This is a genomic window from Sodalis sp. RH19, from assembly GCF_047324215.1.
Taxonomy (GTDB): Bacteria; Pseudomonadota; Gammaproteobacteria; order Enterobacterales; family Enterobacteriaceae; genus Acerihabitans.
Genome location: NZ_CP178734.1, coordinates 1,079,879 through 1,101,543, shown reverse-complemented (window position 1 = coordinate 1,101,543; position 21,665 = coordinate 1,079,879). Strand labels below are relative to the sequence as shown.

The 21,665-nt window shown below is 52.2% G+C and carries 20 protein-coding genes and 1 pseudogene; 6 read left to right on the top strand and 15 right to left on the bottom strand.

Annotation, left to right across the window (positions count from 1 at the left end; translation table 11 throughout):
• Positions 1-117 precede the first annotated feature (117 nt).
• The 8 genes from ACL2XF_RS04970 to ACL2XF_RS04935 form a co-directional block, all read right to left on the bottom strand.
• Positions 118-1,173: an NAD(P)-dependent alcohol dehydrogenase gene (locus ACL2XF_RS04970; RefSeq protein ID WP_413728145.1), complete on the bottom strand. Its 1,056-nt coding sequence runs from the start codon at positions 1,171-1,173 to the stop codon at positions 118-120.
• A gap of 152 nt (positions 1,174-1,325) precedes the next feature.
• Entirely contained in the window at positions 1,326-1,607 is a 282-nt protein-coding gene (locus tag ACL2XF_RS04965) for a hypothetical protein (RefSeq protein WP_413723088.1), read from the bottom strand.
• Positions 1,608-1,675: 68 nt separating this feature from the next.
• Complete coding sequence (locus ACL2XF_RS04960) at positions 1,676-2,716, bottom strand: aliphatic amidase (protein WP_413723089.1); 1,041 nt, start codon at positions 2,714-2,716, stop codon at positions 1,676-1,678.
• Between the two features lie 148 nt (positions 2,717-2,864).
• The gene (locus ACL2XF_RS04955; RefSeq protein WP_413723090.1) at positions 2,865-3,698 is read right to left on the bottom strand and encodes a hypothetical protein; all 834 of its coding nucleotides are present in this window, start codon (positions 3,696-3,698) and stop codon (positions 2,865-2,867) included.
• Complete coding sequence (locus ACL2XF_RS04950) at positions 3,695-4,690, bottom strand: CobW family GTP-binding protein (RefSeq protein WP_413723091.1); 996 nt, start codon at positions 4,688-4,690, stop codon at positions 3,695-3,697. The genes ACL2XF_RS04955 and ACL2XF_RS04950 overlap by 4 nt, the downstream gene beginning before the upstream one ends.
• 75 nt (positions 4,691-4,765) lie before the next feature.
• A complete protein-coding gene (locus ACL2XF_RS04945) occupies positions 4,766-6,421 on the bottom strand; it encodes a tubulin-like doman-containing protein (RefSeq protein ID WP_413723092.1) in 1,656 nt (551 codons plus the stop codon).
• Positions 6,422-6,506: 85 nt separating this feature from the next.
• Complete coding sequence (locus tag ACL2XF_RS04940; RefSeq protein ID WP_413728144.1) at positions 6,507-6,833, bottom strand: hypothetical protein; 327 nt, start codon at positions 6,831-6,833, stop codon at positions 6,507-6,509.
• Between the two features lie 11 nt (positions 6,834-6,844).
• Positions 6,845-8,356, bottom strand: coding sequence for a hypothetical protein (locus ACL2XF_RS04935; protein WP_413728143.1), 1,512 nt, complete (start codon positions 8,354-8,356; stop codon positions 6,845-6,847).
• A gap of 645 nt (positions 8,357-9,001) precedes the next feature.
• Between ACL2XF_RS04935 and ACL2XF_RS04930 the strand changes: the two genes are divergently transcribed.
• Together ACL2XF_RS04930 and ACL2XF_RS04925 are read left to right on the top strand one after the other, a co-directional pair.
• Entirely contained in the window at positions 9,002-10,153 is a 1,152-nt protein-coding gene (locus ACL2XF_RS04930) for a transporter substrate-binding domain-containing protein (protein WP_413723095.1), read from the top strand.
• A complete protein-coding gene (locus ACL2XF_RS04925) occupies positions 10,140-10,787 on the top strand; it encodes an ANTAR domain-containing response regulator (RefSeq protein WP_413723096.1) in 648 nt (215 codons plus the stop codon). Before ACL2XF_RS04930 ends, ACL2XF_RS04925 begins: the two co-directional genes overlap by 14 nt.
• A gap of 101 nt (positions 10,788-10,888) precedes the next feature.
• Here the strand turns inward: ACL2XF_RS04925 and ACL2XF_RS04920 are convergent, their stop codons facing one another.
• Positions 10,889-11,782 carry a LysR family transcriptional regulator gene (locus tag ACL2XF_RS04920; RefSeq protein ID WP_413728142.1) on the bottom strand — a complete coding sequence of 298 codons (894 nt, stop codon included), beginning with the start codon at positions 11,780-11,782 and terminating at the stop codon, positions 10,889-10,891.
• 1 nt (position 11,783) lies between these two features.
• The gene (locus ACL2XF_RS04915) at positions 11,784-12,698 is read right to left on the bottom strand and encodes a LysR family transcriptional regulator (protein WP_413723098.1); all 915 of its coding nucleotides are present in this window, start codon (positions 12,696-12,698) and stop codon (positions 11,784-11,786) included.
• Positions 12,699-13,037: 339 nt separating this feature from the next.
• On the opposite strand from ACL2XF_RS04915, the gene ACL2XF_RS04910 reads away from it, so the two are divergent.
• Both ACL2XF_RS04910 and ACL2XF_RS04905 read left to right on the top strand, forming a co-directional pair.
• Entirely contained in the window at positions 13,038-13,532 is a 495-nt protein-coding gene (locus ACL2XF_RS04910) for a cupin domain-containing protein (RefSeq protein ID WP_413728141.1), read from the top strand.
• Between the two features lie 138 nt (positions 13,533-13,670).
• On the top strand, positions 13,671-14,894 hold the full coding sequence (locus ACL2XF_RS04905; protein ID WP_413728140.1) for an aldo/keto reductase: 1,224 nt from the start codon (positions 13,671-13,673) through the stop codon (positions 14,892-14,894).
• Positions 14,895-15,029: 135 nt separating this feature from the next.
• Here ACL2XF_RS04905 and ACL2XF_RS04900 read toward each other — a convergent pair whose 3' ends face one another.
• The 4 genes from ACL2XF_RS04900 to ACL2XF_RS04885 form a co-directional block, all read right to left on the bottom strand.
• Entirely contained in the window at positions 15,030-16,040 is a 1,011-nt protein-coding gene (locus tag ACL2XF_RS04900) for a zinc-dependent alcohol dehydrogenase family protein (RefSeq protein WP_413728139.1), read from the bottom strand.
• A gap of 180 nt (positions 16,041-16,220) precedes the next feature.
• Entirely contained in the window at positions 16,221-17,276 is a 1,056-nt protein-coding gene (locus ACL2XF_RS04895; RefSeq protein ID WP_413723101.1) for an alpha/beta hydrolase, read from the bottom strand.
• A 119-nt stretch (positions 17,277-17,395) separates the two neighbouring features.
• Positions 17,396-18,433 (bottom strand): alpha/beta hydrolase, encoded by a 1,038-nt coding sequence (locus ACL2XF_RS04890; protein WP_413728768.1) that lies wholly within the window; start codon positions 18,431-18,433, stop codon positions 17,396-17,398.
• 74 nt (positions 18,434-18,507) lie between these two features.
• Positions 18,508-19,281, bottom strand: a complete 774-nt coding sequence (locus ACL2XF_RS04885; RefSeq protein ID WP_413723102.1) for a carboxymuconolactone decarboxylase family protein — start codon at positions 19,279-19,281, stop codon at positions 18,508-18,510.
• Positions 19,282-19,740: 459 nt separating this feature from the next.
• Here ACL2XF_RS04885 and ACL2XF_RS04880 point away from each other — a divergent pair, with 459 nt between their 5' ends.
• Positions 19,741-20,475 (top strand): SDR family oxidoreductase, encoded by a 735-nt coding sequence (locus ACL2XF_RS04880; protein ID WP_413723103.1) that lies wholly within the window; start codon positions 19,741-19,743, stop codon positions 20,473-20,475.
• Positions 20,476-20,659: 184 nt separating this feature from the next.
• Complete coding sequence (locus ACL2XF_RS04875; RefSeq protein WP_413728138.1) at positions 20,660-21,106, top strand: hypothetical protein; 447 nt, start codon at positions 20,660-20,662, stop codon at positions 21,104-21,106.
• A gap of 62 nt (positions 21,107-21,168) precedes the next feature.
• Here the strand turns inward: ACL2XF_RS04875 and ACL2XF_RS04870 are convergent.
• Positions 21,169-21,452, bottom strand: a pseudogene (locus ACL2XF_RS04870) (MFS transporter); the annotation flags it as partial.
• Positions 21,453-21,665 lie beyond the last annotated feature (213 nt).

Here is a 21,665-nt window from a genome sequence, read left to right as displayed (position 1 = left end):
TTTGTGCAAAACAGGAGATAATTAGGAGTGAAAATTCTAGCAGTCGATAAATACTAATCATCAGTTGAAAAGATTATTTGAAAAAGGCGACGTACTGTCGCCTTTTCTTATTTTTAATCATACAGTTAAAGAAGAAATATCTATAACAAAGCGATATTTCACATCACTTTTCAGCATGCGTTTCCAGGCATCATTGATATCCTGGATATTAATCATTTCAACATCAGCAGTGATGCCGTGCTCACCACAAAAATCCAGCATTTCCTGGGTTTCTGCAATGCCGCCAATCACCGAACCGGCGACTGATTTACGTCCCAGGACCAGCGGTGCGGAGTTCAGCACCGGGTCCAGTTCGCCCAAATAGCCCACCAGCACCAAGGTACCGTTAAGGGCGAGCGTCGTGACATAAGGCTTAAGATCGTGAACATAAGGCACCGTATCGACGATAAGGTCAAATTCTCCTTTTACTGCCGCCATTTGGTCGTCATCGGTGGAGATCACTATGTGATCGGCACCAAGCCGGCGCGCATCCTGCTCTTTACCGGGAGAACGGCTAAAGAGTGTGACCTCGGCGCCTAACGCTTTGGCGAATTTCAGCCCCATATGGCCCAAGCCGCCAAGGCCGACCACCGCCACTTTGGTCCCTTTGCCTACTTTCCAGTGGCGCAATGGCGACCAGGTAGTGATACCGGCGCACAATAGCGGCGCCGCGCCCTTCAGATCCAGGCCATCCGGCACTTTGACCACGAACTTATCCGATACCACGATGGTTTCGGAGTAGCCGCCATAGGTCGGCATTTTATCGTGACGATCGATATCGTTGTAGGTCAGCGTATTGCCTTCTTCGCAATACTGCTCAAGCCCCTGCTTACAAGGATCGCAGTGCTGGCAGGAATCCACCATGCAACCGACGCCAACATGATCACCGGCTTTAAAACGCGTAACTTCCGCCCCCACCCGGGTGACGCGGCCAATGATTTCATGCCCGGGCACCATTGGGAAGGTCGCATTGCCCCAATCATTGTAAGCATTATGAATATCTGAATGGCACACGCCACTGTACAAAATTTCAATCACCACATCATTAGCCCGGGGATCGCGGCGCACAAAATTGTGCGGCACCAAATCTTCTTTCACGGCCAGTGCGGCGTAACCACGTACATTCATCGTCATACTTTTCTCCGGAATCGCCTGTTTTGCGTTACGAATTATAGAGATTAGGCTCTAAAAGCGAATTAATGAGATATTAAATAATTAACCTTTATAAGGTTATCAAGGATTGCAATTCACGATTAGAGGTGAATTTCAGATTGCACCAATGAATCTTATTCACCAATAACCCTGTACAGATGGCGCCACCACGCATTAACACCGCTTGAGGCGACAATAGGGTCCCTCAGTCCCGGACCAATCACCTTTTCGGGCGCATTCAACACCCGGGCGCGATGCCGTGATACAGGGCGGCCAAGCTTGTGCAGGAACACACCGTCCGGCCAACGCGACCGCTCTTCCAAAGCCTGGCGGGCGTCAGCGTATGATATCTGCGTATGAAAATTGCAGCTTGAAATAAGAATATTGCGGTGTAATAAAGTGAGATTAAAACGCATAAACAACCCGCTTAAGGTTCCTTAAGCGGGTTGCGGGTTGATCTTCAACGGGATAGAGCAATGGCGGCTCAGCTTTCGCTGCCGACGGCATCATGCGGCAAATCGCCATAAGGACATTGCGCCACGCCGATGGTGCCGCGGGTGATGCGCTCCACGTTTTCCTGCGCTTTTTTCGCATCCAGCACCCAGGTCCGGTAGAAATCAAACGGACATTCGGCAATGCCCTTTTCACCATCGCCCGAATGATAGACGCCGGTATAGCCTCGATGGAGCAATTTAAAAAGATGGTTCTGTGACTGATCGTATTTACGCGCATCGCGAATTTCAGGTATCGACAACTGGGCATACTGAATACCCATCTCCTCTTCCCCGCATTCACCCAGCGTATGGCCGTCAAACCCGATAATGGCGGAATGGCCGAAATAGGTATAAACGCCATCAAAGCCGGTGCAGTTCGCCACCGCGACATAGCAGTTATTGGCCCAGGCCATGGCTTTGGAAATAAGCACCTGCTGGTCTTTCGCCGGATACATATACCCCTGGCACCTGACAATCAACTCGGCGCCCTTCATGGCGCAATCGCGCCATATTTCCGGGTAATTACCATCATCACAGATGATAAGACTAATATTGATCCCTTTCGGTCCCGCGACCACATGAGTGGTATCGCCAGGATACCACCCCTCCACCGGGACCCACGGCAGGATTTTGCGATATTTTTGAATAATATCGCCTTGATTGTCAATCAGGATCAGGGTGTTATACGGGACTTTGGCCGGATGTTCCTCATGCCGTTCGCCGGTAATGGAAAACACGCCCCACACATTAGCTTCACGGCATGCAGCCGAAAAAACCGCCGTTTCATCACCAGGAATGGTCGACGCCGTGGTCATCATTTCGTCCGGATCGTACATAATGCCCATGGTGCTATACTCAGGGAAAATAATTAAGTCCATCCCCGGCAGGCCTGATTTAACACCTTTAACCACTTCCGCTATTTTTCGCGCATTCTCCATAACTTCCTGCCGGGTATGCAAACGCGGGATTTTATAGTTTACAACCGCGACCCCGACACTGGTCGGGCTACTGGAAATATCACCATGACGCATATTAACTCCTTACATGTTTTTAAGAAAAAGGGTATCGGCACATCATTGCGATGTGAAATTTAACAATTACAAGAATAACCCCAGGCCTGCTTTATAAGGGTGCGTGACGCATAACACACTTATCGCCATTTACTCCACTGGCAATAATCTAGGCCAGCGTATCCATGGATTTTTTATGGCTATATTTTTTATTACGGAAATAATGAAAGGCTAAAAATAGCAACATTAAAATGACAAACCCTGCCCCGACCATAGTGAAGACAAGCTCGTTAAAAGCAATTTCAGGATTAAACTCGACTGTAATGTTATAAACAGCCACGAAAAAAGACATAAATACAATCAGGTAGCCCAGGCTGTTGCGCCAGACGTTTTTTGTCTGTATTGACTCCGTCTGCTGGCTTAGCCGGTTAACAATCCTGCCATCCATGGTATCGGTTATCATCATGCCGGCGGTAAATACGCATCCCATGATGGCCGCATACATCGCCTGCCAATTTTGATTGCTATTGCTGGCAACATAACCCCACGCCGCCGCCTGCGTCGCCGTATCGAACACCGCGGCGAATATGACCCCGACCAGAATAATAGACAACGGATTGGACTGTTTTAATAATCGGGTCGGGAACAATTTCATTTTCCAACCTACCGGGCGGTAATTGGCGCTGTTCATTAGTGTCCACAGATTTGTCACGCCAATGGCCAAGAGCATTAACGTCGGCAGCCAATCAAGGGAAAACCGCACAGGGGGGGGCAAGGTAAGGGTTTGCGTAAAATAGCTTACGAATATGGCAATGCCTGTCACCAGGCCGCCGTGGCCGATGGCAAACAATGTCCCCACCCACTTGGCATGACCATGCTTATGCCTGATAGCATGCCAGGTCAGGCCGTCGATACAGGCGATATGATCGGGATCGAGGCCATGCCTCAATCCTAGGGCAAACATGATCAGTAAACTTGATAGCTGTAGGTTTAATTCAGTCATAATATAATCACTCCGTTCCGGGGGGTAAAAACGCAATGGGAAAATTCAGCTTTCAGCATCTCGGGATCAAGATCTTTACCAATTACCACCAACTCGCTTTCATGTACGGCATCCCCCATCCATTCATCGAGATGATTTAGCGTGGTGAGCATGCGCACGCTCTGAAATACCACCGGTTCCGTAAAACCCTTGGCATTTAGCAGACCTTTCGTCCGAATCATTTTATCGCCATCCACAGCGAGCAGTGCGGTCATCCATGCCATGAAACGGTTAATATCCAGCGGCGAGCGTTCCCGCAGCACCAGGGTAGAAATGGATGGGTCATGCTCATGGGTATGATCGGTTAATAAATCAGGCTCAATTTTCAATTTTTCCGTCAAACTAAAGCCATGGGTATTCATGAGTTCGGTGATATCCACGCGGCCATATTCACTGACGTGGATATGCGCAATGGGATTGAGAGATTGTATCCGTTGTTTGACCTGATGGAGCCTTTCGGGCGTAACCAGATCGGCTTTGTTCAGGATGATAATATCGGCAAAAGCAATTTGCTCTTTTGCCTCCAGGCTACCTGCAAGATTTTTATCAATATTAACCGCATCCACCACCGAGATAAACGCGTCCAACTGGGCGCGGCGGCTTATCTCATCGGAAACAAAAAAAGTGGACGCCACCGGCGCCGGGTCGGCAAGGCCGGTTGTTTCAATAAATATATATTCAATATCATCCGAGCGCTGCATCAGCTGATCAATCGTTTCTATAAGATCACCGCGCACCGTGCAGCATAAACAGCCGTTATTAAATTCAATCAGCTGCTCATCGCTGTGTGTGACTAACAGTTTTGCGTCAATGCTCATTTCACCGAATTCATTGACAATAACCGCGATTTTGGCGCCTTCATTTTGCAAAAGCATATGATTTAATAAAGTCGTTTTTCCGGAACCTAAATAGCCGGTAATCACTGTGATGGCGATATGCCGTTTGTTAATCATAATAGCCCCTGTAGCAGTTGACCTTTATGTCAGCTACCCTAAAGATGAAATAATCGAGCCTGGGAGGGTGGGTGATTACTGCGGTGTGGCAACCACCGTTTCCGTCATTTTTCGAATCGCCTCCTCGCGAATCACTTTACGGTTGGCCGGCGGCAATACATCACCGCGCAGTTGATCGTAAGGCACCACCACCCAGCAGGCGCATCCCCAGATACATTCACCGGCCATGCCTTTAAAACGAATGGCGGGTTCGGAAATCATCGGTCCGAGATCGATAAGCCAGGCATGTTCAGCCAGCTTCGCTTTCCAGTTGAGCGCATCGTAATTCTTCTGGCTATTCCAGAACGCGGCCAAATCGGTTTTTGCCACCCCGGGTAAAATCACGTTGCAGTAAGACGTCAGGGCATCAAAAAATTCGTAATGATAGACTTGCAGCGACGAGCCGGTTTCCATCAGATAGCTGCCGGTAATGGCTTCCTTAACATTGTGCGTCAGTTTTTCCAGGTTCATTTCGCGAGAGCAATGGATATGCAGTTCGGCAAAATCGGTTTCGAAACTGTCGGTCAAACCGTCGAAAGTCGCAATAAACTTAGTCCACTGCGCCAGGGTTTCATCCCAGACATCGCCGCTTTGTCCTGGGAGCACCTGTACCCCGGGATGGGTCAGCTTGGCAACGTTGAACAGCGTCCAGTTGCGGGATTTGGAACTGATGGTTTCGTGCGGTGCGCCGGTGAAGCCGGTCGGACGTAAAGAACGAAATAATACCCGGCTCTTGTCAAGCACGGCGAACCGCATAAAAGAATCGGCGACGAAGCGATTAGTCACCAGTTGTTTAAATTCATGGCGTACTTTTTGATTGCCGGTATCGGTATAGGATGACAGCCGTTGCCAGCTTTGCTCTGGATTTACGACAAAGAACCCGCCGGTAAAGGGGCTACGGTACAGATCGCCCCAAACTGTGGTCACGCCAGCATTTTTATCGTCATCAAGCATGCAATCGAGCTCATTAAGCGTGGTGTAAAGCCCTGGACTTTCTTTGTAGATATCCGGATCGCCGCTATGGGGCAACTGGCCGACGCCTATCACAGGCATGCGGCGCCCCAGTTTTACCGTCGCCAGGTGGCGCGCCAAATCCATCACGATCCCGCTGCCGGTTCCCCCCGCCAGGCTGAAGGACACCGTAATCATAGAGGGTAAGGTTGCCTCTTCAATATGGCTGACGAATTGCTCCAACGCGTTATGCATCGGGCGGTTGCCGTCATAATAGGCATTGGCGTATAAACCCTTGGCAATGGAGCGTGGGAAATGCTCTCCCGCCTTGGGGAATTTAGTATCATGGGGCACATAGGACTCGTAATTGGGATTCCAATAATAACGGGGATATTCCAGTTTCAGATATTCACGCGTGCGGTTCATCCCTGAAAAGTAGCTGTCCGTATCTTTCATATCCAGAACAATAGCCTGGAATTTGAAACGCGAAGCGGGAATGCCGCGCTCCTCAAGACGTTTTACCAAGGCGCCGGCATAATCCTTGGCGATTTGCATATCCTGATCGCCGATATCAACCACCATGGCGGCAAAGCGGGCACGCGGATCCTCCAATAAGTCCTCGACTTCACCGGTGCGCAGCAAAGCTTCCACATACGCAATGCCGGTCCTGCCAATACCGATGGCATGCAAGCAGTGCGGAGCCTGGACACCGGTAGCGCTGTTATATAAAGAAGCTGTCATTTTATATTCTCCTGGAGTACATGATTAACATTGCGCATATTCGGTTGGATATGCGGTACAAAGCCACAACTTAATCACACTGAATTCAACAGCGAACACTGAAAGTTTCGATTTTATCCAAAAATCCGAGATCTCTTAAGATATGCGCAACGGAGGTTGCCCGCTCATTGGCGACATATAAGATATAGTCTTCGACAAATAATCCCGGGTCGGAGGATATTATGCCTTCCTCTATTAACCTGACGCCTTTTTCCAGGTTTTCCCTGTGCAATTGTGTTCGCCAAATAGGTGATGAGATGGTAATAGCCTCATTATCGACTTTCTCAATATGCAGAAATTTATCGCCCACTACCGTGGGGACCTGGTAGCCGTCACCGTATTTTATGATCACTTCGTTCCAGTTAAGCGGCATGGTGGACTCCTTTATATTTCTCCCCGAATAGCCGGGTATGGCAGATTTATCCATCGTTTGCCGGTTATGATATTGCGGCCGGCCACGCCTGTCTGCGCGTCGGAAGGCTCGCAAAGCAGCAAACCCTGTTCGAGTAATAAGGCATGGGATAGCCTTTTTTCATTTTGGCTACTTGCGTCATAACGCGTTTTCGCCTGCGCGAACAGCCGCAGATCGCTTTTCGCCAGGGACGGCAGGATAAAACGCATCTCTTGAGCGGAGCCGGCGGCGTAATGATTCACCATGATGTTCTGCCCGAAAGACTGGTGGATCGCGCGGGTCAGTTGTTCGGCCGTTTTTTTACTCAAACGCGCGCAAACCACTTCGACAAAAGCCGGCTCATAGCCGTCGGAAATGCCTAGCTGGTTTTTCAACGCGGCAAATGCCGATGGCTCTTTTACCGCCATCATGACCAACACGTGCAGCCAGCGATTGCCCCACGGGGTACGCGCGGCTGAATGTTGCGTCAATGGCGCCGCCAGCCAGTTAAGCTGGCGTAGTATTTCCCACAACCCTGCTCCGGCGCGATCCTGCAGCAATGAAGATAACGCCTGATACAACTTCCCTTGTTCTGATGGGGTCGGCTCCAGGTCCGGCACCATCAGGAAACCTGCGGTAAAGGGATTTTTGAACAAATCACCGCACGATGGCGTAATACGCTGATTCAATTGATCATTACACAGACATTCCAATTCATTTAACGTGGTATAGACATTCGCCGGCGCGATAGTGTCATTCGCCGCCGAAGCCGGTGCCAGACCTATGCCAGTAACCAGGATCCGGCGACCGAACCGCACGGTGGATAAATGCCGGCTGAGATCCATCGCAATAGCGCTTCCGACCGCATCAGCCAGGGAAAACACAATGCAGACCACGGATTCGGTTTCTGTTTGGCCGACGCTTTGGGCGAATCTTTTCAGGGCATGCCAGGCGGGCCGTTCACCGTGATAATAGGCCAGGCTATACATGGCCTTGACATAGGCCCGGCTGAGGCTATCCCGGTCCGGCGCGTTCCGCTCCGATTCCGTTAGCCAGGGAGCAAAGGTATCCGGATTAGGTATCAAGGGATATTCCAGTTGGAGGTGCGCGGCGTGCTGGCTGAAAAAATCGCCAAGCGCATCGGGTTTACCTTGCTCGATTGCCAATGATTCATAAAAGTATTTATTACCGTCCAGGGCCGCGGGCAATACTGGGAGACCAGCGTCTGCCTCTCCGGCCATATCCACCGAAAGGATGCTCAGCCGTGACCGTTCATGATCCAGCAGAGTGTCGGGCATTTGGCTGACAAATTGACGCAAGAAAGCATTGGCCGCCATGCCGATACATACCAGATGAACATTGTAAGGCACCGCCTCGTCATCGCTGATACGGTGTATACCTCGGGTTAAGGCGTCAAGTTTGCGCTGGCGCAGTTTGGCATCGGTACTGCCGATGGCCGGAACCGGCCTGCCGCGTAGTAAATCTATCCCAATCGCTGATGGCATACATCCTACCTCGTCTGTGTTTAACATTTCAGCCCGGCGATACATTGGCCCGTCTTCGCGAACCAGAGAGTCAACATTCTGGCTGGCGGCAAGCCGGCGGGCTTTATAGCTCATCAAGGCAAAAAAAAAGAGCCCCAAAAATGCGTGGTTGAACGCATTTTTAGAGGCTCTCTTGCCTGGAGTGATATCGGCCATCTGGGCGATAACATGGTTAAACCTTAAACATCAGGGTGCCTAAAGTCAACACCCCGGCAACATGAGATTATTTTTTTTTAACCTATTGATATTAGGCATATCGAATTTATCTTTTTACAAATTTTCCTTAGGATTAAGATGGTTACATAAATCATTCCCTTGAAGATGTTTTTCTTATACATCAGCGCATTTATTGAAAGATTTTAATATCGCCATACATATTAGTACATGGTTAATATGCTGGATAGAAAACATCTTATGACACATCCGACTAAGTAAATCGTTACCAGCGACGTAATTCAATTATCACATCGTATAAGTAAATATGATTTTCAATCCGGTTGCTTTATTTTTATTCTGCTTTTAACTACTGGATATCGCGGATGACATATAATCCAAATATCATATTCAACAAAAATCCTGGCGAAAACTGGAAAAGGAAATTAACCAATGATATTAAACAAGCATAGTGATGCCGTCAGGGTTGGCGTCTTATTCTCCTCGACGGGATTCACCTCAAAAATCGAAAGATCGCAAATGGAGGGAACATTTTTTGCCATTGAAGAAATCAACAATAATGGAGGAATCAATGGCAGGGAAATTATTCCTATTTACTACGATCCCGCCAGTTCGCCTTACCGTTTCGCTGTTTATGCGGAAAAACTGATAAAAGAAGATCTGGTCAACGTGGTTTTCGGCTGTTATATGTCCAGCACGCGAAAAGCCGTGATGCCTATTATAGAAAAATGGCAAAAATTACTCTTTTACCCAACACCTTATGAAGGTTTTGAATTTTCAAACAATATCATCTACACCGGTGCGTCACCCAATCAAAATAGCTTTTTTTTGGCTGATTATATGGCAAGCAATTATGGTACCCGTGTTTATATGGTTGGCAGTAATTATATTTACCCTTATGAGTCAAATCGCATCATGAGCGATTTCATGACCAACTTTCCGGGAGGGGCGGTGGTGAGCGAGCGTTATGTGGATCTGAATGCCGGCCGGGAAGATTTTCACTCTATTGTACAGGACATTAAATTAACCCACCCCGATTTTATATTTTCCACAGTGGTTGGTAGAAGTACCCAAGAATTTTATTTAGCCTGCCATGATGCAGGACTTCATCCAGATAAAATTCCAATAGCCAGCCTGACCACCAGCGAAGCGGAAATTTCAGAAATGCGCACGGGGGTGTCAGCAGGACATATCACTTCAGCGCCCTATTTTCAATCAATTGATTCTAAACGCAATAAAGACGTTCTCAGCCGATTTAAATCTAGCCCGTTTTATACCGTTGAGCCGAATATGTGTTGGGAGGCCGCCTATTTTCAGGTGCATCTTTTCGCTAATGCAATGGCAAAATCCGATACCGATGACATAAGCCAGCTGTTTCCGTATCTGCTGAACAGCGAATATGACGCCCCGCAAGGAAGGGTGAAAATCAATCCGCACAATAATCACACATTATTGTATCCTAAAATTGGCAAAGTGAATAAACAGGGGCAATTTTCCATTATCAAAGAAGTCACTCAAGGGGTGGATGCAGATCCCTACTTTGTTAACTATTCTCCGCCTGGGGTTGATAATGATAACGCATAAAATTTTCAACCGGGCAAAAAACAAAAGCGCCAGCCTGCGTTTTTTCAGACGTATCAGGAGCTGTAAAGTCGTTATATTTCATCCTGATGATGATGACCTCAAAATTCTCACGCAGCAACTGCACCGTATTGGCTGCCAAAGCCTGACAATATGGCCGCCAGTAAAAGAGGTGCCCGACGATATCGACGCGATATTCTGGGCCGTGCGCATGGAATACCTCGCTGATGAATACCTGATGCAGCATACGGATATCCCGGTCATTGCCATTATCAATTATGAAAATCCCACCGTTATCGACGCCGCGCTGCATGTAGGGGCTAAGACATTGATGAGCAGTCCCATCCGTCCAATCGGGGTACTTTCCAGCCTGGTGATGGCATTTAAAAATCATTACGACTGGAAGGACTTAAACCGTCGCATGGAAAAACTTTCCACCAAATTACGTATTGCCGATGTCATCAGTCAGGCAAAGGTGATTATTTCCACCATCCGGGGCGTTGATGAACTTGAAGCCTACGCGATCATTCGCGAGATGGCCATGAATGAAAGAATGTCGATCGAAGACATGTCGAAATCCTTGATTCGGGCCAATGAATTACTCCAGCTAAATAAAAAAAAGCATGACTTAAAATGAACACAATCCCCGAGTGATAAAGTGAACGCGGGCCGGTAGATTCCCGTTAATGCGCCAGCCCGGTGCTTTCCCAGTATTCAATATCGGCATCACAAGCGTCATCACTCCGGGTAGCGCAGCGCATCGACGATGACGGATAAGGCAGGAGAAAATTGCCGCCGGTTCGGATAGTAGAGATGATAGCCGGGATAGGGATCGCACCAATCATTAAGCATACGAATCAACCTTCCCTCGGCGATGTGCTCAAGCACCATATCTTCGGGGACAAAGGCCAGGCCGTGTCCAGCCAGTGCCGCCCTGACGATGGACGAACTGTTGTTAAATACCCATTGTCCCGACACACGGAGCTTGACCTGCTGTCCATCCTTATCAAAATCCCACGGCAATAAGCCGCCATGGGTTGGAAGCCGAAGATTGATGCAATTGTGCTGAGCCAAATCACTTGGCGTCCCGGGCAGAGGCCGCTTTGCTAAATAGGCAGGTGAGCCGACGACAGCGATGCGCATATCGGGACCGATACGCACGGCGATCATATCCTTAGCCACCTGATTGCCCAGGCGAACACCGGCGTCGTAGCGCTGGGACACGATGTCCGCCATGGTGTAATCAATAGTGATCTCGACATTGATATCGGGATACTCGCCGAGGACTTTGGATAGTTTTGGCCACAGCACACTGTTTGCAGCATGCTCAGCCGATGTAATACGAACCGTTCCTGCGGGCTTGTCACGCAGCGCATCCACGACGCCCAGTTCAGCATCGATCTCCTCAAGACGAGTCGAAACGTTAAGGAATAGCCGCTCCCCGGCTTCGGTAGTGGAAATACTCCGGGTGGTGCGGGTCAGCAATTGGACGCCCACCTGAGCTTCGAGTCCACTGATGGCATGGCTTAATGCGGAAGGGGTTACGCCAAGCAAGGCAGCCGCCCGGGTAAAGCTACCTTCGCGCACGACGTTGATAAAGGCGAGGACCTGGCTGAAGTTTTTGCGGGCCATTCTAGGACACCTCCGCCAGATCGGACGGATAGCGTAGCGCTTCAATCAGCACGGCCATGGCTCGCGAAGAAGATTGACGGCGTATCGGATAACAGAGGTGATACCCCGGAAATATTGGGCTCCACTCTTTCAAAACCTGTATTAGCTCGCCACGGTTAATATAGGGCTGCGCCATTTCCTCCGGCACATATCCCAGACCGAAACCTGCCAGCGCGGCATGCAGAATCTGCCTGGTGCTATTAAAAACCAGTTGACCGTCGACCCGCACATTCAATTGCTGCGGGCCCTTTTTGAACTCCCAGGCGTAGATTTCGCCGTGGCTCATCAGATATAAATTGATACACTCATGCTCCGTGAGATCGTGCGGCGTTCCGGGAGCAGGACGCCTTGCCAGGTAGTCTGGCGAAGCAACAATCGCCACACGCATGTCCGGTGCAATCCTTATAGCAGTCATATCACGAGCCACTTCACTGCCCAGGCGTATCCCCATGTCATATCGTTCAGCGACAATATCGGTAAAACGGGACTCCACAATGAGTTCGACCTTGATATCGGGATACTTGGGCAGCAGTTTGACCAGCCTGGGCCACAATACGGTTTCGGCCGCATTTTCAGTAGCTGAAATACGAATGGTGCCTGCGGGCTTGTCGCGCAATTCGCCGACGGCTGTCATTTCCTCCTCGATTTCCTCGAACCGGGGCGCAATGCGATCTATCAAGCGTTGACCGACCTCTGTCGGCGATACGCTGCGGGTGGTTCGGGTCAGCAGACGGACCCCCATTCTTTCTTCAAGGGAACGCATGGTGTGGCTCAGTGCCGACTGGGACATTCCGAGTTGCGCGGCAGCGCGCGTAAAACTTTTTTCGCGTGCCACCGCAATGAAGACCAACAGATCACTGTAGTTATCTCTCGGCATTGCCATAGTCCCTATAGATATTATTCATGAAAATGACTCACAAGTGTTTCCCAACTTTACCATCTAGTCGCCGCCAGATCCATTATCTATAGTAAGGCTCATAGTAAGAATGCGTCACAACAGCGTCGCACAGGTCCCTCGCCTCTTCATTGCCGCGCCTCGAATGCGCGGTTGATATGGGGTTTCGAGATGGAGGCGGATCAGCAAAGACGCACTATGGAAAGTATGACGGAATGGCTGAAAGCAGTAGTGATAAACGACTGACCAAAAGCTCGCTTGAGCCTATCGAACCGCTCAAGGAAGAATCCATTCAATTAAGCAGGACGATAAGGACCGCCGATGAAGTCACTTGCATTGAATACCGCCGTTTTGCTGCTTCTTGCTGCGAATGTATCAGCCCGGCAGATTCCAGAGGTGATGGTCACCCGTGCCGGCTCGCAGGCGTCCAGCGCAGGTCCCGAGAAGAATTTTACGGGGCCGGTTCGTGTGGATTCCCGTTTTCAGGCGATCTCGCCGGGCAGGGCCGGCGGCGGTATAGTCACGTTCGAGCCGGGTGCTCGCACCGCCTGGCATACCCATCCACTGGGGCAAACCTTGATCGTCACAGCCGGCGTGGGCTGGGTTCAGCAATGGGGAAAATCACCGCAAGAAATCCGACCGGGTGATATCGTCCAGATCCCACCAGGTGCCAAACACTGGCATGGCGCCGCCGCCACCACCGGTATGACCCACATGGCCATCGCCGAAGCGCTTGACGGAAAATCGGTCGATTGGCTGGAAAAAGTATCGAACGACCAGTATCAAACCGCGACGTCGCACGCAGCGACGAAGTAGCGACGCCGCCTTGTCAAGGATTTAGCTTTTTGGCATCGCGCGGTGGCGAACCGGGAACGACGGACGGTAACACTGTTGAAAGTCAAATCCGACGCGCTGGCAACGCTGCCTAAGTTAGACAAATCAAAGGAACTGCCCATGTCTGGTATTGATTTACAACGCGAGCCAAGTGGCCGCGAAACAATAAACCTGCAGCGCCGTCATTTGCTGGCTTCAGCCGCAATCCTGGGCATTGCGCCATGGGTGCTCTCTGCCTGTATGACGTCCGCAGCTTTCGCGGCCGATACCCAGACCTCTTCCACCGCCGGTTCACTGCCGGCCAGCCAGCGGCGCAAACTGGGCACCCTTGAAGTCTCCTCCATTGGCCTGGGCTGCCAGTGGGTACCGGGTACGACCAGGGATTCGGTATCCGACTTCTATCATAGCCCCCTCGATCGGAAAGCGGCGATAACACTCATCAGGACGGCAGTCGAGCGTGGAATTACGCTTATCGACACCGCTGAAGCCTACGGTCCCTTCATCTCCGAAGAAATTGTCGGCGAGGCACTGCAGGGCATACGCGGAAAAGTGGTCATTGAGACCAAATACGGCTGGAATTTCGATCAAAAGACAGGCAAGCCGCTCGGCGGCCTCAACAGCCGGCCGGAACACATCAAGCTCGTGGTCGAAGGCATGCTGCGGCGTCTGCGCACCGATCGCATCGACCTGCTCTACCAACACCGCGTCGACCCGGCCGTGCCGATCGAAGACGTGGCCGGGGCGCTCAAGGATCTGATCGCCGAGGGCAAAGTGCTGCACTACGGCCTTTCCGAACCCGGCATCCAGACCATCCGCCGTGCGCATGCGGTGCATCCGCTGACGGCTATCCAGAACGAGTACTCAATGCTTTGGCGTGGACCGCAGGCGGCGGTCCTGCCGGTCTGCGAGGAGCTGGGCATTGGTTTTGTCTGCTGGAGCCCGCTTGGCATGGGCTTTCTGACCGGCAAGATCACCGCCGATACGCGCTTCGTTGCCGACGGTCCGCGGGAGTTTCGCGCTACAGTGCCCCGCTTCGCCCCCGATGCCCTGCGCGCCAACATGGCGCTGGTGGACGTGGTCAGGACCTGGGCCGAACGTAAGAACGCGACGCCGGCCCAACTGGCGCTGGCGTGGCTGCTGGCGCAAAAACCCTGGATTGTGCCGATCCCCGGCACCACGAAAATTGCCCATATGGAAGAAAACCTTGGCGCCACCGCGATAAGGTTCACTCCCAATGAACTGCGCGAACTCAACGCGGCCGTGGCGTCAGTCAAGATCCAAGGCGATCGGCTTTCAAAAGGCGTGCTCGCGTTGTCAGACGTTGAAGCGCCGCCGAAAGACTAGCGAAACCCCATGCTTTGGCCCGTGGCGGAGTAAGCCTACTGCTAGAGGGCAGCGCTTTATCTTACGGCTTTACCGCTATCGACCAGGCCGGCTTGCGCGGCGTTATGTTTCACCACGGTTGGCGGTCCGATTCATTCAGCAACGGACGACCACCTTGCCAAAATGCGAACCGCTGTCGAGGTGGGCATAAGCTGCCCTGGCATCGTTAAACTCAAAAATGCGGTCAATCGCTGGTTTGATATTGGACATCGCCATAATCGCACAAACATCTTCCAGCGTTTCACGACTGCCCACTGAAAACGGCCTGAAGGTTGCCAGGCTGCCAAATAACGCTAAAAAATCGATGCCTGCTCCCTGGGCGCTTAAAAAGCCAATGGATGCGATTTCGCCGCCAGGAGCAATCGCGCGCAGCGACTCGGCGATAGTTCCCGGTCCACCGACTTCCACAATACGATCAACGCCCTTGCCCTGCGTCAATTCACGCACCCGCTCGCCCCAATGGGGTTCTTCCTGGTAATTGATAACCTCGCTGGCGCCAAACTGGCGTAATCGTTCCGCCTTGGCGGCACTTGAGGTTGTTGCAATGACCGACGCGCCAAGAACCCGGGCAAATTGCAAAGCGAAGATAGAGACGCCGCCGGTTCCTTGGATAAGTACGGTGTGTCCAGCGCGTATTTGCGCGGTGCCGCTCAATGCGTTCCATGCCGTAACCGCTGCGCAAGGCAGGGTCGCCGCCTCCTCAAAGGAAAGATTGTCGGGCATATGAACGACAGCTTCCTGGCTAACCACTTTGAATTCGCAAAGCCAGCCATCGTTCTCACTGCCATAACCGCGCTGATTCGAATACATCGGCATACGCCCGCCAAACCAGCGGGCATGGAATAGACCCACCACCCGATCGCCTATTTTAAAATCGTGCACATCCGGCCCGACGTCGACAACCTCCCCCGCGCCATCGCTGGTCGGCACCAAGCCCTTACGATGACTAAGGGGATAGCGATTGCCCAGCATGGCAATATCGCGATAATTCAGTGAAACGGCCCGAACCCGGATTAATACTTCGCCTCGTTGCGGTCGCGGCGTCTCTTCTTCACACTGTTGAAGATCATCTAAGCTTCTAAAATCAAGCAACCGGTAAGCTTTCATAATATTAGTCCTCTATAATTTTATAAGCTGCCGCCAGCCAATCTCTGCCACGAATAGGGAAACCGTAGTGTTTTTCCCCAAGAATAATGGCAAGACGGCAATACCCGCACGGCGCAGCTTGCTGATGGTTGTGAACGGCGATAAGTAGCCGATCCACCCGAAACCATCTACGTCCCTGAATTACAGCGTTCTTCCATAGAAGGCGGTCAGCTTGCCGATGGCGGCGTTCACATACTTGGGAACCCAGTAGGTTTCGATATGTGTGGCGCCATCAATAATAAACAATTCCTTGTCCTTGGTGCCGGTGGCCTTGGGGAACGCATCTTTGGTCATGTACAGGCTGTCGGCCTTGCTGCCCGCGATCATCAGCAACGGCTGTTGGATAAGATCAATATGGTCGGTGGCGTCGAAGCGCATCAGGTCCAGCAGGCTGCTGGTGGTGTACTTGAAGGTTGAGCCGGGGTGCGCATACGTCTTCCAGTAGTACTCGTAGCCCTGGCGATACAGTTCAAACGGCAATTTGGCAATCTGCGCATCGGTGAGATTGGCATCACCCGAATAGAGTACTTTACCGCCGGCCGCTTCCTGGGCGCGGGCGGCGGAAGCCTGCTGCAGGCGCTGCTGGATAGTGTCCATTTGCGAATCGTTGTAGCCATTGCGGCGAACCCGTCCCGAATTGAACATGCTCACCGTCGCCAGCGACTTGAATCGCTTGTCGGTTTGCGCCGCGGCCAGCGAGTATCCCCCGCCGCCGCAGATGCCGAGCAGACCCAGGCGTTTCCCATCGACGCCGGCATATTGAGTGATGTAGTCCGCCATACCGTGGATATCCTCAATGCGGTACATCGGTTTGTCCACGCTGCGCGGTTCGCCACCGCTGGCTCCCTGATACGCCGCATCGGCGGTGATGGTAATGTAGCCATGCTCAGCCAGTCGCTGCGCATACAGACCGGCCACCTGCTCTTTCACCCCGCCGTTCGGATGCGCTACCACCACCGTCGGATAGGACTTCTTCGGATCATAGTTGGCAGGGGTATAGACGTTGGCGGCAATATCCAGGCCATTGAGCTTATAGGTGACCGGATGGATATTGACCTTACCGGGCTCATTTTGGGTAATGGCGCCATCGTAGACCAGGGTAAACGGGTTATTCCGATAGTCCGCCGCCCCGGCATTGCCTGCCGAGAGGCTGACCATGGCGGCCAAGAGCATGGCCTTGATCATTTTGTTTTTCATATTAATACTCCTAAAGGTGAAAACGTCGCGCGCCGGCAAGATGTTCCGCCATCATCGCGACCACCGGTCTTTGCCTGCGCGGCGCCCGGGCTACTCGCCGCGGTTGACCTGTTGTTTTGTCAGTCCAGTTTTTTCTCGGCAAGGAACGTCGACACGAGATCCGCAATCTGGACATTATTTAAGTCTGCAAACGGAAAATGGGTGTTGCCTTTAATACCGATCTCGGGCAGATGTACGACCGTGACATCACCGCCGTGCTTGTTAACGACATCACGCCACTTGCGCGCCATTTCAAGACGCGCGCGCCAGCTATCCTGGGCCGGCATGTCAGTCGGTTTGTCAGGGATATTGTCGCCGTAATAAATGACTATGGGGATGCGCGTCAGCGCCATGAATCTGTCCAGGGGAACAGTCTCGCCCCGCACAATATCAAAGGAACTGGTGATCGGCGCCGGTACCTCGCCATCAGGAAAGATAAAGCTGCTGCCCGGCTCAAATGCCACGATAGCTTTGACATTCTTGTTCTTGATGGCCGTCAGCCAGCCCGGCCCGCCGCCTTGCGAATGAGTGAACAGGATACCTGGGCCTATCTTGTCAAAGAGCGCGGAAGCACCGTCGGAGACGACATTCATGTCAAACGGTCCGGTATTGGGGGTCATCGACCGGAAGAACTGATCGAGCGTCCCGGCGCTGCGGTCAAATTGCACGCCTTTGAAATACTCAGGCCAGACTCCCACGCGAAATTGGTTGAACCACATTTGTTCGTCCGGCGTAGGCTTGACCAGGGTTTCGACCATACTGCGGCCGGCATTTCCCCGACGAGGCTGGTCAATCAGATACGTGGAGAAACCCCGTCGTAGAAAAATGTTTTGAAAACCCTCGCGGCCATCCGCCGTGGTTTCCCAGGTTTTGGAGAATTGACCGGCGCCATGCCACATGACGATGGGATACTTCCGGGGATTGACCGGTATCTGATAAAAAGCATAGAGATGGTCGCCGTGATAGGTTTGCCCTGCTGGCTCCATGGGCTTTTTGGGGTCAAATGTGCCCGGCGCGGTGTTCACATTCCCGCCGACGGTAAAACTTCCCTGCGCTTGAATGACCAGCGGCTTTTGCGAGTTTGTGTCAGCGGCGGTCGCATTAAAACCAGCGGCCATAGAGGCCACCACCCACGTAATAGCCCAGAGTCGTTTCCAGCGGCTTGCTATCATATTATTATTTCCTCTTCACGTTACTTATCAGGTTGCGCATATACGGCTTTGATAATGGGTAAGGACGACATTGCACGTGGCCACCCTGCATAAAATGCGAGTTGAGTGGCAACCTCCGCCGCCTGGGTCTTCGTCAATCCACTTTCACGGGCCTTGTTCAGGTGGAAGGAAAGCTGCTCGAGCTGCCCTCGGGCGATAAGTGCAGCGACCGTAACCAAACTGCGATCACGGGCTGCCAGATCGGGTTGGCGCCATAAGTCCGCAAACAGAACATCGTCGGTATAACGCGCCAATTCGGGCGCAACCGGTGCGATATTTTCCTTTACAAGCGCCGCCCGCTCAGCCTCGGCGGCCTTATCGACCGGCAACAGTGCCGACGACTCGGGACGTGATGTGTCGGGTGTGATCCCACGTTGTTTGAAAACGCTCTTCGCGACGCCTACAGCCGACATGGCATTCGGCCACCCCGTGTAGAAAGCAAGATGAGTGATCAGCCCGATGATTTCACTGGGCTTAACGCCATTATCCAGCGCCAGATTGATGTGCGAGGTCATCTGCGCCGCTTGCCCATTGGCGAGCAATGCGGACAAGGTCACCAGGCTGCGGTCGCGTGGAATGAGCTCGGTGCGCTTCCACAAATCGCCAAACAGCACGTTCTGGGTGTAGGCAAAGAGCTGTGGCGCGGTTTCTCTGGCCTCGCGCGCAGCTGGGGTATCGGGTACAACATCCTGGGCGGTGGCCTGCGCCGGCAGGCTAACCAAGAGAATGGGAATCAGCGTGCTGAGAAGTTTCATGACAGTAACTTCCTCTTCAATCCGAGTGGTTTTCTACCCGGATACTACGGGCAAACTCTCTTTTGATTAAGAGCACTATTACGCATGTCTTGTTGAATGAGATTCATTAATGAGTATTGCTATAGGTTGCTAAATATTGCTATAGCGTATAAATCCGCGCCTGATGGTCGTTTAATTTCGCCATTGATGAAATGGATTCAAAAGTCTTTGCTGATTTTGCCATCTAGTCACCTACCCGGGTAAAAGCTAAATTTCAGGAGTAGTAAATCTTTATCGCCAATGGCATAGACGACGCCACTTCGGTTGTGGCTGGTACATAACCCTCCTTGTGATGCCGTGTGATGCTGCTGCCGACAATTACTGATAATGAGGGCAAGATTTCAGTCGCTCGCTATCCCGCCGCTCTAAAGGCCCGCGTCGGGTGTTAATTTTGTGAGAAATAACGTTGGAGATGAACATATGCAAATGCAGGATCTGAAAGGTAAAGTCGCGGTAATTACCGGCGCCTCAAGTGGCATCGGCGAAGCCACGGCACGTCTGCTGGTCGCTGAGGGCGTCCATATCGTATTGGCGGCGCGGCGGCGCGATCGAATCGAAGCACTGGTTGAAGAGCTTGGCAACAAGGCGACCGCTATAGTGACCGACGTTACTGACAATAGCCAGGTCGAATGGCTGTTTGCACAGGTAAAAGAGACTTTCGGCGGGCTCGACCTGCTGCTGAACAATGCCGGCCTTGGTATCCATGCCCCCTTTGCCGAGAGTGCGCCGGAACAATGGCGCGGCATGATCGATACCAATCTGATTGGGCTGCTTAATTGCACCCATGCCGCCATTCCGCTGCTGCAGGGTCGCCCTGGCGCGATGATCGCCTCGATATCCAGCACTGGCGGCCGCTATGGCGTAGAAGGCTGGTCGGTCTACTGCGCGACCAAGTACGCCGTGGTCGGCTTCCACGAAACATTGCGTAAGGAACTGGGCGCGGTAGGTATTCGCGTTTCTGTTATTGAACCCGGCGCGGTCTGGACGGAATTTGGCCACAACCTGCCTGAGCAGGCGCTACGCGAGCGGCGCGCAGCTTTGGATGCCCTGCACGCCGAGGATGTCGCCCAGGCGGTTGTTTATGCCTTTGCTCAACCGCCCCGCGTACTGGTGCAGGAAATCCTTGTTCGGCCTGTAAAGCAGGTTGCGCCCTAATCAAGCAATTCGCTTCGGCAAATGATCCTTATCCCTGCTATCGGCACCTCATGGAGATTCGTTACGCCGCGACCGCTTAGCACAGCACTACAGCAATGTGCCCTCAGCCGGATAGCCTGTATTAATGCGATCTTCCCACGGTATCGCGCTGACTCGCTTGTTACATATATAGCCAGAGAATGAGATGAACGTAAAAGCAAAAGTAACGACAGTGGCGTGGATGGCCACCTCTATCGTCATGACAGCTGGATGGCCGGTCGGTAACGCGGCCGAACGCCAATCCACATCCGTAACCGCCAGCACTGAAGTATGGAAAGTGGCAAACATACGCACCGCCTACGCGGACGGCACCTATACCGCTACGGGGCAATACGGGAATGCGCCCTCGTTTATCACGGTTACCGTTACCCTGCATGCTGGTCTCATTACATCCGCAAACATCAAAACCCATGCTACCAATCCCATTTCACTGGATTATCAGCGGCGGTTCGCCGACGCGGTTCCTGCGGTCGTGGTCGGCAAGCCTATTGAGCAGGTCAAAGTGGACCGTCTTGCCGGCTCAAGCGGCACGCCGGAGGGCTTTAATGCCGCTCTGGAACAAATCAAGAAACGGGCAGCCAAATCAGGTTGACCCGGCTGATACAACCCGCGGTTGTATACCGGTACAAGCCAGGTTTACAGGACCTCATTTATTTGCGCCAGCCCTTTCACCTTTGCGCCGGCAGCGCGGTCGGTATAGATAAAACCGACGACAGAAACAAGTCGTAGCACACGCCGTGCAGCAGGACGCCGAGATACAGCAGGAACCGCCCTTTCTCACTGACGCCCAGGGCGAAAAAAGCGTAGCGAACGAACCTGTCCAGCATGCCGATCAGCAGCATGTACTTAACGCCCAGGCGGCGGAACAGCAAAGGGATGCACAGCATAAAAAAGATTTCAGACGTTTGGCCGAAAACCATGGCGGTGCTGACATCGCTAAGCCAACATCGCGCGGAACGCGAGATACCATGGGCCCGGCTGCGAGCCCTTTTGATATACCCACCCGTAAACCTCAGCGCCAGTCACCGGACGCCCAAGCCCCGTCCTGGACGGCAGACCTGGTATTTATAGCGGGGCAGCCCGTAAGCCTGCATTTCATCTCCTGATGTATACCGGGAGTGGAACTCAGCTTTATCGTCTGCTAACAACTC

Bases quoted from the DNA above. Each gene is read 5' to 3' on its own strand.
- ACL2XF_RS04970 (WP_413728145.1), bottom strand. From the start codon at position 1,173: ATGACGATGAATGTACGTGGTTACGCCGCACTGGCCGTGAAAGAAGAT.
- ACL2XF_RS04965 (WP_413723088.1), bottom strand. From the start codon at position 1,607: ATGCGTTTTAATCTCACTTTATTACACCGCAATATTCTTATTTCAAGC.
- ACL2XF_RS04960 (WP_413723089.1), bottom strand. From the start codon at position 2,716: ATGCGTCATGGTGATATTTCCAGTAGCCCGACCAGTGTCGGGGTCGCG.
- ACL2XF_RS04955 (WP_413723090.1), bottom strand. From the start codon at position 3,698: ATGACTGAATTAAACCTACAGCTATCAAGTTTACTGATCATGTTTGCC.
- ACL2XF_RS04950 (WP_413723091.1), bottom strand. From the start codon at position 4,690: ATGATTAACAAACGGCATATCGCCATCACAGTGATTACCGGCTATTTA.
- ACL2XF_RS04945 (WP_413723092.1), bottom strand. From the start codon at position 6,421: ATGACAGCTTCTTTATATAACAGCGCTACCGGTGTCCAGGCTCCGCAC.
- ACL2XF_RS04940 (WP_413728144.1), bottom strand. From the start codon at position 6,833: ATGCCGCTTAACTGGAACGAAGTGATCATAAAATACGGTGACGGCTAC.
- ACL2XF_RS04935 (WP_413728143.1), bottom strand. From the start codon at position 8,356: ATGCCATCAGCGATTGGGATAGATTTACTACGCGGCAGGCCGGTTCCG.
- ACL2XF_RS04930 (WP_413723095.1), top strand. From the start codon at position 9,002: ATGATATTAAACAAGCATAGTGATGCCGTCAGGGTTGGCGTCTTATTC.
- ACL2XF_RS04925 (WP_413723096.1), top strand. From the start codon at position 10,140: ATGATAACGCATAAAATTTTCAACCGGGCAAAAAACAAAAGCGCCAGC.
- ACL2XF_RS04920 (WP_413728142.1), bottom strand. From the start codon at position 11,782: ATGGCCCGCAAAAACTTCAGCCAGGTCCTCGCCTTTATCAACGTCGTG.
- ACL2XF_RS04915 (WP_413723098.1), bottom strand. From the start codon at position 12,698: ATGCCGAGAGATAACTACAGTGATCTGTTGGTCTTCATTGCGGTGGCA.
- ACL2XF_RS04910 (WP_413728141.1), top strand. From the start codon at position 13,038: ATGAAGTCACTTGCATTGAATACCGCCGTTTTGCTGCTTCTTGCTGCG.
- ACL2XF_RS04905 (WP_413728140.1), top strand. From the start codon at position 13,671: ATGTCTGGTATTGATTTACAACGCGAGCCAAGTGGCCGCGAAACAATA.
- ACL2XF_RS04900 (WP_413728139.1), bottom strand. From the start codon at position 16,040: ATGAAAGCTTACCGGTTGCTTGATTTTAGAAGCTTAGATGATCTTCAA.
- ACL2XF_RS04895 (WP_413723101.1), bottom strand. From the start codon at position 17,276: ATGAAAAACAAAATGATCAAGGCCATGCTCTTGGCCGCCATGGTCAGC.
- ACL2XF_RS04890 (WP_413728768.1), bottom strand. From the start codon at position 18,433: ATGGCCGCTGGTTTTAATGCGACCGCCGCTGACACAAACTCGCAAAAG.
- ACL2XF_RS04885 (WP_413723102.1), bottom strand. From the start codon at position 19,281: ATGAAACTTCTCAGCACGCTGATTCCCATTCTCTTGGTTAGCCTGCCG.
- ACL2XF_RS04880 (WP_413723103.1), top strand. From the start codon at position 19,741: ATGCAAATGCAGGATCTGAAAGGTAAAGTCGCGGTAATTACCGGCGCC.
- ACL2XF_RS04875 (WP_413728138.1), top strand. From the start codon at position 20,660: ATGAACGTAAAAGCAAAAGTAACGACAGTGGCGTGGATGGCCACCTCT.